Source organism: Streptomyces sp. NPDC001270 (genome assembly GCF_042896695.1).
GTDB lineage: Bacteria > Actinomycetota > Actinomycetes > Streptomycetales > Streptomycetaceae > Streptomyces.
Genome location: NZ_JBIAXM010000005.1, coordinates 99736 through 111498, shown reverse-complemented (window position 1 = coordinate 111498; position 11763 = coordinate 99736). Strand labels below are relative to the sequence as shown.

The 11763-nt window shown below is 71.3% G+C and carries 10 protein-coding genes; 3 read left to right on the top strand and 7 right to left on the bottom strand.

Annotated elements, in window-relative coordinates; genetic code table 11:
- The first annotated feature begins 166 nt into the window (after window positions 1-166).
- The 3 genes from ACFY2B_RS10510 to ACFY2B_RS10500 all read left to right on the top strand — a co-directional run bounded on the left by ACFY2B_RS10510 (window position 167) and on the right by ACFY2B_RS10500 (window position 4900).
- On the top strand, window positions 167-775 hold the full coding sequence (locus ACFY2B_RS10510; protein ID WP_390762746.1) for a TIGR03086 family metal-binding protein: 609 nt from the start codon (window positions 167-169) through the stop codon (window positions 773-775).
- Window positions 776-1059: 284 nt separating this feature from the next.
- A complete protein-coding gene (locus tag ACFY2B_RS10505) occupies window positions 1060-2043 on the top strand; it encodes a sigma-70 family RNA polymerase sigma factor (protein ID WP_390762745.1) in 984 nt (327 codons plus the stop codon).
- Window positions 2044-2221: 178 nt separating this feature from the next.
- Complete coding sequence (locus ACFY2B_RS10500; RefSeq protein WP_390762744.1) at window positions 2222-4900, top strand: right-handed parallel beta-helix repeat-containing protein; 2679 nt, start codon at window positions 2222-2224, stop codon at window positions 4898-4900.
- 144 nt (window positions 4901-5044) lie between these two features.
- Here ACFY2B_RS10500 and ACFY2B_RS10495 read toward each other — a convergent pair whose 3' ends face one another.
- The 7 genes from ACFY2B_RS10495 to cysC all read right to left on the bottom strand — a co-directional run bounded on the left by ACFY2B_RS10495 (window position 5045) and on the right by cysC (window position 11760).
- On the bottom strand, window positions 5045-5905 hold the full coding sequence (locus ACFY2B_RS10495) for a sirohydrochlorin chelatase (RefSeq protein ID WP_390762743.1): 861 nt from the start codon (window positions 5903-5905) through the stop codon (window positions 5045-5047).
- A gap of 8 nt (window positions 5906-5913) precedes the next feature.
- Window positions 5914-6816, bottom strand: coding sequence for an ABC transporter permease (locus ACFY2B_RS10490; RefSeq protein ID WP_390762742.1), 903 nt, complete (start codon window positions 6814-6816; stop codon window positions 5914-5916).
- The gene (locus tag ACFY2B_RS10485; RefSeq protein WP_390762741.1) at window positions 6803-7582 is read right to left on the bottom strand and encodes an ABC transporter ATP-binding protein; all 780 of its coding nucleotides are present in this window, start codon (window positions 7580-7582) and stop codon (window positions 6803-6805) included. The genes ACFY2B_RS10490 and ACFY2B_RS10485 overlap by 14 nt, the downstream gene beginning before the upstream one ends.
- Window positions 7583-7615: 33 nt before the next feature.
- A complete protein-coding gene (locus ACFY2B_RS10480; RefSeq protein WP_390762740.1) occupies window positions 7616-8728 on the bottom strand; it encodes an aliphatic sulfonate ABC transporter substrate-binding protein in 1113 nt (370 codons plus the stop codon).
- 226 nt (window positions 8729-8954) lie between these two features.
- Window positions 8955-10289 carry a sulfate adenylyltransferase subunit 1 gene (locus tag ACFY2B_RS10475; protein ID WP_390762739.1) on the bottom strand — a complete coding sequence of 445 codons (1335 nt, stop codon included), beginning with the start codon at window positions 10287-10289 and terminating at the stop codon, window positions 8955-8957.
- 2 nt (window positions 10290-10291) lie between these two features.
- Complete coding sequence (gene cysD / locus ACFY2B_RS10470) at window positions 10292-11227, bottom strand: sulfate adenylyltransferase subunit CysD (protein WP_390762738.1); 936 nt, start codon at window positions 11225-11227, stop codon at window positions 10292-10294.
- Window positions 11224-11760 carry an adenylyl-sulfate kinase gene (gene cysC / locus ACFY2B_RS10465; RefSeq protein WP_390762966.1) on the bottom strand — a complete coding sequence of 179 codons (537 nt, stop codon included), beginning with the start codon at window positions 11758-11760 and terminating at the stop codon, window positions 11224-11226. The genes cysD and cysC overlap by 4 nt, the downstream gene beginning before the upstream one ends.
- Window positions 11761-11763 lie beyond the last annotated feature (3 nt).

Sequence of the window (11763 nt, the reverse complement as noted above, 5' to 3'; positions counted from 1 at the left end):
CCCAGGGGCAAGGCCGATCCGACTGATCCGGCCCACCCGGTCGGGCTGGCCGATCCGGTCGGGCCGCCGGTCCCCTGTGACTCCGTACGGTCCCGTGTGCCTCCCCGCGACGAGGCTGTCGCGTTTGTTCAAGAGGGGTGGCGCGGCGCTGCCTAGCGTGGGCGGCATGACGTACCACGATCTCCATCCGTACCTGCTCGAATGCGCCGCCGAGGCGTCCCGGGTCGCGCGCGGCGTGCCCGCCGCCCGGCTCGGCGACCCCACCCACTGCCCCGGCTGGGACGTCCGCGCCCTCGTCAACCACTGGGTCCTCTACACCTCGCACGGCCTGGAGCACCGCGCCCTGCGCAGGCAACTGTCCGAGGAGCTGACGGCCCGCGACTTCACCGCCGATCCCGACTGGGCCGAGGCGTACGCGGCGCAGTTGGACCGCGCCGCGGCCGCCTGGGCGGACCCGGCGGTCTGGGAGGGCGAGATCGACCTCGGCATGGCGAAGATGCCGGCCGCCGATCTCGCGGCGATGATCATCAAGGAGACGGCGGTGCACGGCTGGGACGTGGCGGTCGCCACCGGTCAGGAGTTCCGGGTCTCGGATGGCGCCGCCCGCCTGGTCCTGGAGGTGGTGGAGAAGCACGCCGACCTCTACCGGCAGTACGACGGCTTCGCCGAACCGGTCCCGGTGCCGGACGACGCGCCCGTGTTCGAGCGGGCGCTGGCATCGAGCGGCCGCGACCCGCGGCAGGGTCCGACCGGGCAGGCATCCCCGAAGGACTGATCCAGGGCGCTCGATCCGGCGCTCTGGCGAGCACGTGGCCCGCGGCTCGACCTGACCCGTGATCCGGCACATGATCCGGCACATGGTCCGGCACGCGATCCGACGCGTGGCCTGACGAGTGATCCGGCGACTGATCCGGCGATCGATCCGGGGACCGGTGATCCGGGGATCGATGATCTGGGGATCGATGATCCGGCGATCGCTCCGGCGATTGATCTTTCGTGCGCGACGGCGTTTCGTGTTCCCGACGGTCCGGAGGGTCCGGACGGGGAGGGAGCGGCGCGGTGGACCAGAACACGGGGGACGGCGAGCGGCCGGCTGGGCCTGCGGACACCGGATGGCTCGCGGCACGTTTCGAGGCGGACCGGCCGCATCTGACGGCCGTGGCCCACCGGTTGCTCGGCTCGGCCGCCGAGGCGGACGACGCGGTGCAGGAGGCATGGCTGCGTGCCGCCCGAGCCGACATCGGCGAGGTGGCGAACCTGACCGGCTGGTTCACCACGGTGGTGACCCGGGTGTGCCTGAACCTGCTGCGCTCGCGCCGCACCCGGCGCGAGGAGCCCTTCGCGCCACAACAGCCGGAGCAGCAGGGCCCGGTGGCCGGCGGGGAGGGCGCCGACCCGGTACGGGAGGCGCTGCTCGCCGACGAGGTCGGGGTGGCCCTGCTCGTGGTGCTCGACACGCTGGGGCCGGCCGAGCGGGTCGCGTTCGTGCTGCACGACCTGTTCGCCGTGCCGTTCGACGAGATCGCCCCGCTGATCGAGAAGACCCCGGCCGCCACCCGGCAACTCGCCAGCCGTGCCCGCCGCCGGGTCCGGGGCCGCGCTCCCGGGCCCGGCGACGACCGGGGGCGGATGCGCGAGGCCGTCGAGGCGTTCCTGGCCGCCACCCGCCAGGGGGACTTCGCGGCGCTGTTCGCGCTGCTCGACCCGGACGTGGTGCTGCACGCCGACCGACTGGTCGTGCCCACCCCCGAGCCGGTCACGGTGCGCGGCGCCGAGCCGGTCGCCCGCGGCGCCATGGCCGCCGTGGCACGGGCCCGCTTCACCGGGCTCGCCCTGCTGGACGGTGCGGTCGGCCTGGTGATGGCGCCGTTCGGCCGGCCGCGGCTGGTGCTGGCCTTCACGTTCGAGGCGGGCCGCATCACGGCGATCGAGGTGATCGCGGAGCCGGAGCGGCTGGGCCGGATCGAGATCGGGGTCCTGCCGGCGGAAGGGCCGACTGTCGTACCACCGGTTCTGCCACCGGCCCCGCCGACGGAAGGATGACAGCCGCGCTCAGCTGAACAGCGAATATGTGACTGAACGGTGCTCCGATGAATATGGCCACTCGGTGTACCGCGCGCGTCGCAGCCATGCAATTTCGTGCACCCTGCATTGACGACGACTCATCAGTGCTCCTACCTTTCCGGCGTTGGGTACAGGCTGAACCCACGGGAGGGGTCACATGCCCACGCACCGAAGAGTCGCCCTCGTCACCCTCGTCTCCGCCGTCCTGGTCCTCGGAGATCTGGGCGGTCCAGGCACACCGAGCTTCGCCGCCCAGACCCGGACCCAGACACAGCCCCAGAGCCAGATCACGACCGGGACCCAGACCCGGACCCAGGTCTCGTCCCTGGATGTCTACGTCTCACCCGCCGGCGACGACCACGCCGACGGCAGCGCCCGCCATCCCGTCCGCACCCCGCAGCGCGCCCGCGACCTGGTCCGCGCCCGGACCGCGGAGATGCGGACCGACCTGACCGTGCACCTCGCGCCGGGCACCTACCGCCTGGCGCAGCCCCTCGTCCTGGACGCCCGCGACTCGGGCACGGACGGCCACCAGGTGATCTGGCAGGGCAACGGCGACACCGTGTTCAGCGGCGGCCGTCAGGTCACCGGCTGGCACCGGGTGCCCGGCCGCACCGGACTGTGGTCCGCGCCCGCGCCCCAAGGGCTCACCGACACGCGGCAGTTGTACGTCGACGGCGTGCGTGCCCAGCGGGCCCGCGGCACCGTACCGGTGACCCTCACCCAGACCGCCACTGGCTACACGGCGTCCGCCGACACGATCGCCCACTGGAAGCGTCCCACCGACGCCGAGTTCGTCTACACCAGCGGCGAGGCCCTGTGGAACGTCGAACGCAACGGGCTCGGCCAGTGGACCGAGCCGCGCTGCCGCATCGCCGCCGCCCAGGGCACCACGATCACCATGGTCCAGCCCTGCTGGGACAACTCCAACAAACGGGTGGAGTTCCCCGACATCCCCGGCCGCACCGTCAGCATGGTCGGCCCCGGCCGGCTCACCAACGGCGGCCGGGCCTCGTACGTCGAGAACGCCTACGAACTCCTCGACCAGCCCGGCGAGTGGTACCTCGACCGGACGGCCCGGATGGTCTACTACCTGCCGCGTCACGGCGAGAACCTCGCCCGCGCCGACGTCGAGGCCGCCGCGGCCGAGAAACTCGTCGACGGGCAGGGCACGGCCGCCGACCCCGTCCACGACATCGCCTTCCGCGGCCTGCGGTTCAGCTACGCGACCTGGCTGACCCCGAACACCCCCACGGGCTTCTCCGAGATCCAGGCCGGCAACACCATCACCGGAGAGCGGGGCTGGGCCACCCAGGGCCTGTGCCAGTACGTCGAAGGCGGCACCTGCCCCTTCGCGTCCTGGACCAAGATGCCGGGCAACGTCTCCTTCAGCCACGGCCGGCGCATCGAGTTCAGCGACGACGTCTTCGCCCATCTCGGCGCCGCCGGACTGGACCTGGGCACCGGCAGCACCGACGCGACGGTCCGCGGCAACGTCTTCACCGACATCTCCGGCAACGGACTTGAGATCGGCGGAGTCGACGGCGGGACCCCCGCGTCCGGCGTGACGGTGACCGACAACCACCTCTACGCGCTGCCCCGCGAGTACCACGGCGGGGTAGCCGTCCTCAACGGCTACACCCGGCACACCACGATCGCCCACAACCAGATCGACCACGTCGGCTACTCCGCCGTCTCCATGGGCTGGGGCGGCTGGCCCGACAAGATCGGCGACCCGGCGACCCCCAACCCCAGCCACGACAACGCCGTACGCGACAACCTGATCTTCGACTACATGCAGATGCTCGACGACGGCGGCGGCATCTACACCCAGGGCCTGACCGGCACCTCGATGACCGACGGCGAGAAGGTCACCGGCAACGTCATCCACGACCAGTGGGGCCTCGGCAAGAGCGTCTACACCGACAACGGCTGCACCTACGAGACGGTCGAGGGCAACATCCTCTACGGTGCGTCCTACGCCAACGTCGCCTCCCGGCACACCGACTACCGCGACGCCCTCGGCAACAACGACCCGACCCTGGTCAAGGACAACTGGTGGGAGGAGGGCACCGCCGACGGCGCCGACAAGGGCCTGGTGACCACCGGCAACCACATCATGACGGGGCCGGCCGACGTACCGGCAGACATCCTGGCGAACGCCGGGCTCGAACCGACCTACCGGTACCTGCTGAACCTCCCGGTCGCGGCGCCGTCCGTGCCCGAGGCGCCGTCCCGCGTCGGCGCGAGCACGGCGGGGCCGGACGCGCTGTACGTCACGTTCAACCCGACGTTCGCGGACGGCGGGTCACCGGTGACGCGGTACACGGCGCGGGCGTACGACGTGGCGGACCGCCAGGTCGCCGAACAGGCCGTCGGCGCCGCCGAGTTCAAGCGGACCGCGCTGCTGCGGATCGCCGGCCTGCCCGCGTCCGGCGGTCCGTTCACGGTGACCGTCACGGCGCGCAACGCGCACGGCGACAGTGCCCCGTCGCTCGCCTCGCTCCCGCTGGCCCCCACGGCCGCGACCGTGCCGGCCGGTGCCCCCACGAGCCCCAAGCTGCGTACGGCGGCCACGGCGGCGACCCTGGCCTGGACCCCGCCGTCCGTGCCGGGCGACGCGAAGATCGTCGGCTACCGGGTGACGGTCTCCGACGGCCGTGACCCCATCGCCGTCACCGGCCGGGACGCCCTGGTCACCCAGCCCTCGGCCAAGGCCATGTTCCGGGTGATCGGCGGGCTCGAACCCGGTACGTCCTACACGGTGACCGTCGCGGCGGTGACCGCGGCCGGCACCGGCCCGGCGGCCACCGTCACGGCGACCACCAAGCCCTGACCGCACCACACCCCCCTGCCGGGCCCGACCCCGACCGACCACCGGGCCCGGCACCCGACCCCACACCCCCGCCCCAGGCACACGAGGAACGACACGAAAATCCCCCACGGGCCTGCGGCTGACCACTGCCGTAAGCCCTCTTTCTTAGGGGCGCGGGGAACTGCGCAACAAACCCCCACGACCCCCGGCCGCCCCCCGTCCCAAACCCCCCTCAGGGGCGCGGGGAACGGCGCAACCAGCCCCAACCCCCCGGCCAGGGCCCCGCACCCACACCGACGCCCCGTCGTCATACCGCTCCAACACCACCCGGGCCACCTCCGGCGCCGCCCCCAGCACGTCCGCGAGGACATCCGCATCCCGCGCACCGCGCGCGATACGGTCCGGCAGGAACCCGGGAGCCAGGACGTACGGCGCGACAGCGACCCGCGCGCAACCGACCGCGCGCAACTCCCGCACCGCGTCCTCCGTACGCGGAAACCCCACGGACGACCCGGCGGAGGCGGACGCGGGCCGCACGGCCCGCCAGCCGGTGCGCCGCCACTCCCGCGCGAGATCCGCGATCACCTCGATCGCCTCCGGGTCGGTGGACCCGGCCGTGGCCAGCACCACCCCGGTCGAGGCCCGGTCACCGGGCGCGACGCCGGCCTCGCGCAGCCGGCGCTCCAGCGCCGCCAGCAGCAGCGGCGCCGGCCCGAGCACCTCGGCCTGCCGGATCCGCAGCCGCGGCGGCGCGTCCCGCAGCACCGCGGGCACATCGGCCTTCGCGTGGAAGGCACGGGTGAGCAGCAGCGGCAACGCCACCACGTCCCGCACGCCGTCCGCCGCCAGGCCCTCCAGCACACCGTGCACGGACGGCGCGTCGAAGTCCAGGAAGGCCGTCGCCACCCGCAGTCCCGGCCGCAGCGACCGTACCCGCCGCACCAGGGCGTGCACGGTCGCGGCGTGCCGCGGATCGCGGCTGCCGTGGGCGATCACCACGAGGGCGGGGCGGACCGGTGCGCGCACGGGATGCCTCAGTTCCGCACCAGCAGCCCGCGGCTGCGCAGCACCCACCGCTCCAGCGGGCTGAAGATCAGCAGGTCGATGGCGATGCCGACGAACAGGATGAGCAGGATCGCCTCGAACACCATGGCCATGTCGCTCGCGTTGCGGCCGTTCTCCAGCAACTGCCCGAGGCCCACGCCGAGGTCCGGGAACGACGCGATGATCTCGGCGGCCATCAGCGAACGCCAGGAGAACGCCCAGCCCTGCTTCATGCCCGCCACATAGCCGGGCAGCGCGGCCGGCAGCGTGACGTACCAGGTGCCCTTGAGGCCGGTCGCGCCCATCGTGCGGCTGGCCCGCAGGAACAGCGGCGGCACCTGGTCCACGCCGGACACCAGGCCGTTGGCGATCGACGGGACCGCGCCGAGCAGGATCACCGCGTACATCATCGAGTTGTCCAGGCCCAGCCAGATCACGGCCGGCGGCACCCACGCCACCGACGGCAGCGACTGGAGCCCGGACAGGATCGGACCGATGGCCGCGCGCACCGGCCGCACCCGCGCCACCAGCAGGCCGAGCGGAGTGCCGATGATCAGCGCGAAGCAGAAGCCGAGCAGTCCGCGCGAGACACTGGTCCAGATGTAGCCGAGCAGTTTGCCCTCGAGCCAGGCGTCGTGGAACTCCTGCCACACGGCCTTCGGGGAGGGCAGCTTGGTGGGATCGTCGACGATCTTGAGGGATATCAGTCCCTGCCAGACCACCAGGACCACCAGGATCGCGACGAGCGGCGGCAGGATCTTGTCGACGAACGTCTTGCGGAACGGCGTACGGCTGGTGTGCGAACTCTCCAGCGCGTCGAGGCCCGCCCCGATGCCGGGCAGTTCGGCGGGGTTCGTCGCGGCGTCCGTCGTCTTCGTCTCAGTGCTGGCCATGACGGCGGATCTCCCCACGCAGGACTTCGGTGATCTCGACGGACAGTTCCGCCACCGGGGCGTCCTCGACGCGGCGCGGCTGCGGGATGTCGACCGTCCACTGCCGGGCCACCCGGCCCGGCCGCGACGACAGCAGCACGACCCGCTGGGCCAGCCGCACCGCCTCGCGCACGTTGTGCGTCACGAACAGCACGGACAGCCCGGTCTCGGTCCAGATGCGGGTCAGCTCGTCGTGCAGTACGTCCCGGGTGATGGCGTCGAGCGCCGCGAACGGCTCGTCCATCAGCAGCAGACTGCTCTCCTGGGCGAGCGAGCGGGCCAGCGCCACCCGCTGCCGCATACCGCCGGACAGCTCGTGCACGCGCTTGCCGTACGCGCCCTTCAGCCGGACCAGTTCGAGCAGTTCCTCGGCCTTGGTGCGCCGCTCGGGCTTGGCGACGCCCCGCAGTCTGAGGGCGAGTTCGATGTTCTTGCCCGCGGTCAGCCACGGGAAGAGGGCGTGCTCCTGGAACATCAGGGCCGGGCGGCCGTCCGTCGTGATCGAGCCCGTGGTGGGCGCGTCGAGGCCCGCCACCAGGTTCAGCAGCGTGGACTTGCCGCAGCCCGAGGCACCCAGGAGGGTGACGAACTCGCCCGGCGCGACATCGAGGGTGATGTCGTCCAGGACGAGCTGCTGCCCGCCCGGGCCCGTGAAGGACTTCGAGACGTGGTCGAGGCGGGCCGCGTGCTCCACGGACTCGGCGGCCCCGGCGTACGTCGTGGCCATGGTCGTCACCTCCTGGATACTCGTCGGAACGGGTCAGCTGGTGCCGAGACCGGCGGCGGAGACCGGGCTCTCGCCCTCGGCCTTGAGGACCTTGTTGAGGATCGTCAGGTCGTAGATGCCGTCGAGGTTGGGCTTCGCGAGCAGGCCGGCCTTGACCGCGTGCTCCGCCTCCGTGTTCAGCGTGGCGGCCAATGGGTCGTCGGTGACCTGGATCGACTTCCAGGCCGGGTCCAGCACATCGGCGGGCAGCGCCTTGCCGGAGTCCGTCTCCAGTTGCTTGTTGGCCGCGGCCTTCGCCTGGTCCGGGTTGGCCTTGATCCACTTGTTGGTGTCGACGGACGCCTTCAGCACGGCCTCGACGGCCTTCGGGTGCTCCTTGAGGAACTTCTGCGACACGATGATGTTCGTGATCACGAACTTTCCGTCCGGCCACAGCGAGGACTCGTCGAGGAGGACCTTGCCGCCCTCGGCGACCAGCTTCGACGCGGTCGGCTCCGGTACCCAGGCGCCGTCGATCGAGCCGGACTTGAACGCGTCCGGGGTCACCTTGTTGTCGCTGCGGACGACCGTGACGTCGCCCTTGCCGCTCTGCGCGTCGACCTTCCAGCCCTGGTCCGCGATCCAGTTGAGGAACGCCACGTCCTGCGTGTTGCCGAGCTGGGGCGTGGCTATCTTCTTGCCCTTGACGTCCTTGAGGGTCTTGATCTTGTCCGGATCGACGACGAGCTTCACCCCGCCGGAGGCCGAACCGCCGATGATCTTCAGGCTCTTGCCGTTCGACTGGGTGTAGCCGTTGATCGAGGGGGAGGGGCCGATCCAGCCGATGTCGATGGAACCGGCGTTCAGCGCCTCGATCTCGGAGGGGCCCGCGTTGAAGGTGGCGTACTGGGCCTTGGTGGCCCCCAGCTCCTTCTGGAAGAAGCCCTTCTGGTTGCCGACCAGCGCGGTCGCGTGGGTCAGATTGCCGAAGTAGCCGATCTTGACGGAGTCCAGGCCGTCGATCTTCTTGGCGCCCGCGGCGACCTTCTGGTTCGCGGAGCTGTCGTCGGACTGGGAGCCGTACCCGCAGGCGGCGAGTGCGAGGAGGGGGAGCGCGGCGGCCACGGCGAGCGCGCGGCGCAGTGCGGGGGTGCTGTTGGCAGGCACGGGAGGGGTTCCTCTCGTTGGCCCGGCGGTCACGGTCTCTCAGGGCGTGGCCGGGAGGTCGGCAGGTCTTCGGACAGGGGCGTGGGGGGTGTGGGCGCGCAGGCAGTGCGCGTACGTCAGCGCACACATCGGGCCACTCCGCCCTGTCCGCTGCCGAGGGCGCCGCTGCCGACGCGCCCGCCCTCCTTGGCGAACGTCGAGAAGACATCGGTCGACGAGGTCACGGTCAGAAGTCCCAGCCGTCGTTCTCGGCCTCGTCCTTGACCGGTTCGGGCGCGGCGAAGGACTCGCCGACCATGCCCGCGGTCAGTGTCGTGCCGTCGCTCGGGTCGATCAGGATGAACGAGCCGGTGCGGCGCGAGTCGGCGTACGAGTCGAGCGGCAGCGGTTCGGCGGTGCGGATCTTGACCCGGCCGATGTCGTTGGCGACGAGCTGCCCCGGGTGCGGGTGCAGGGAGAGGTCGTCGAGGGTGAGCCGGGAGGGGATGTCCTTCACGATCGCCTTGACGGTGCGGGTGCCGTGCTTGAGCAGCACCCGGTGGCCGACGCCCAGCGGCTGGTCGGCGACGTGGCAGACGGTCGCCTCGACGTCCTGGGTGACGTCCGGCGCGTCCTTGCTCGGCACGATCAGGTCGCCGCGCGAGATGTCGATGTCGTCCTCAAGCAGGATCGTCACCGACTGGGTGGTCCAGGCCGCTTCGACCGGTGTGCCGAGCAGGTCGATGCCGCTGATCCGGGAGGTCCGGCCGGCCGGCAGGACCGTCACCTCCTCGCCCACGCGGAAGGAGCCGGCCGCGATCTGGCCGGCGTAGCCGCGGTAGTCGGGGTGCTCGGCGGTCTGCGGCCGGATGACGTACTGCACGGGCAGCCGGGCGTGGCAGTGCGCCAGGTCGTGGCTGACCGGGACGGTCTCCAGGTGTTCGAGGACGGTCGGGCCGCCGTACCAGTCCATGGTCGCGGAGGGCTCCACCACGTTGTCGCCGACCAGCGCCGAGATCGGTATCGCGGTGACCTCGGGAACGCCGAGATCGGTGGCGTAGGCCGTGAACTCCTCCGCGATCCGCGCGAAGACGGGCTCCCGGTAGCCGACGAGGTCCATCTTGTTGACGGCGAGGACGACGTGGGGGACGCGGAGGAGGGCGGCGATGGCGGCGTGGCGGCGGGTCTGTTCGACGACGCCGTTGCGGGCGTCGACGAGGACGACGGTGAGTTCGGCGGTGGAGGCGCCGGTGACCATGTTGCGGGTGTACTGCACGTGGCCGGGGGTGTCGGCGAGGATGAAGCGGCGGCGGGGGGTGGCGAAGTAGCGGTAGGCGACGTCGATGGTGATGCCCTGTTCGCGTTCGGCGCGTAGTCCGTCGGTGAGGAGGGCGAGGTCGGGGGTGTCCTTGCCGCGGCTGAGGGAGGCGTGCTGGACGGCTTCGAGCTGGTCGGTGAGGACCGATTTGGAGTCGTGGAGCAGGCGTCCGACCAGGGTGGACTTGCCGTCGTCGACCGAACCGGCGGTGGCGAACCGCAGCAGTGTGGTGGCCTGGAGTTCCCCGGCCGTCGTCGTGCTCATGTTTAGAAGTACCCCTCGCGCTTGCGGTCTTCCATCGCGGCTTCGGAGAGTTTGTCGTCGGCGCGGGTGGCGCCGCGTTCGGTGAGGCGGGAGGCGGTGATCTCGGCGATGACCTTGTCGATGGTGTCGGCGTCGGAGTCGACGGCGCCGGTGCAGGACATGTCGCCGACGGTGCGGTAGCGGACCTGGCGCTTCTCGACCGTCTCGCCGTCCCGCGGGCCGCCCCAGTCACCTGCCGTCAGCCACATCCCGTCGCGTTGGAAGACCTCGCGTTCGTGCGCGTAGTAGATCTCGGGCAGGGCGATGTCCTCGCGGGCGATGTACTGCCAGACGTCGAGTTCGGTCCAGTTGGAGAGGGGGAAGACGCGGACGTGTTCGCCGGGGGCGTGGCGGCCGTTGTAGAGGTTCCAGAGTTCGGGGCGCTGGCGGCGGGGGTCCCATTGGGAGAATTCGTCGCGGAGGGAGAAGACGCGTTCTTTGGCGCGGGCTTTTTCTTCGTCGCGGCGTCCGCCGCCGAAGACGGCGTCGAATTTCTCGTGCTGGATCTTTTCGGTGAGGGGGAGGGTCTGGAGGGGGTTGCGGGTGCCGTCGGGGCGTTCTTTGAGGGTGCCGCGGTCGATGTAGTCCTGGACGGAGGCGATGTGCAGGCGGAGGTTGTGGGTGTGGGCGGTGTGGTCGCGGTGGTCGAGGACTTCGGGGAAGTTGTGGCCGGTGTCGACGTGGAGGAGGGCGAAGGGTACGGGGGCGGGGGTGAAGGCTTTGAGGGCGAGGTGGAGCATGACGATGGAGTCCTTGCCGCCGGAGAAGAGGATCACCGGTCGTTCGAACTCGCCCGCGACCTCGCGGAAGATGTGCACCGCCTCCGACTCCAGCGCGTCCAGATGCGACAGGGAGTACGGCGTGTCCGTGCCCTCGCCGGACCGCGTGACGGTCGTCATGCCAGTCCCCTCTCGCTGAGCAGCGCATACACCGACGCCGCCGACTCCTGCACGCTCTGGTGCTGCGACTCGATCCGCAGATCGGGCTTCTCGGGCTCCTCGTACGGGTCGTCGACCCCCGTCAGACCGGACAGCTCGCCCGCCGCCTGCTTGGCGTACAGGCCCTTCACGTCGCGTACGGAGCACACCTCGACCGGCGTCGCCACATGCACCTCCACGTACGACGTGCCGTTCTCCTCGTGGCGTTCCCGGACGGCCGCGCGGCTGTCGGCGTACGGCGCGATGACCGGGACGAGCGCCTTGACGCCGTTGCGGGCCAGGAGTTCGGCGAGGAAGCCGATGCGCTGCACATTGGTGTGCCGGTCCGCACGGCTGAAGCCGAGGCCCGCCGAGATGAACTCGCGGATCTCGTCGCCGTCGAGCACCTCGACGAGGTGGCCCGACGCGCGCAGCCGGCCGGCCAGCTCGTGGGCGATGGTGGTCTTGCCGGCGCTCGGCAGACCCGTGAGCCAGACGGTGGCCCCGGTCGTCACGTG

Bases quoted from the DNA above. Each gene is read 5' to 3' on its own strand.
- ACFY2B_RS10475 (WP_390762739.1), bottom strand. From the start codon at position 10,289: ATGAGCACGACGACGGCCGGGGAACTCCAGGCCACCACACTGCTGCGG.
- ACFY2B_RS10510 (WP_390762746.1), top strand. From the start codon at position 167: ATGACGTACCACGATCTCCATCCGTACCTGCTCGAATGCGCCGCCGAG.
- ACFY2B_RS10485 (WP_390762741.1), bottom strand. From the start codon at position 7,582: ATGGCCACGACGTACGCCGGGGCCGCCGAGTCCGTGGAGCACGCGGCC.
- cysD (WP_390762738.1), bottom strand. From the start codon at position 11,227: ATGACGACCGTCACGCGGTCCGGCGAGGGCACGGACACGCCGTACTCC.
- ACFY2B_RS10500 (WP_390762744.1), top strand. From the start codon at position 2,222: ATGCCCACGCACCGAAGAGTCGCCCTCGTCACCCTCGTCTCCGCCGTC.
- ACFY2B_RS10490 (WP_390762742.1), bottom strand. From the start codon at position 6,816: ATGGCCAGCACTGAGACGAAGACGACGGACGCCGCGACGAACCCCGCC.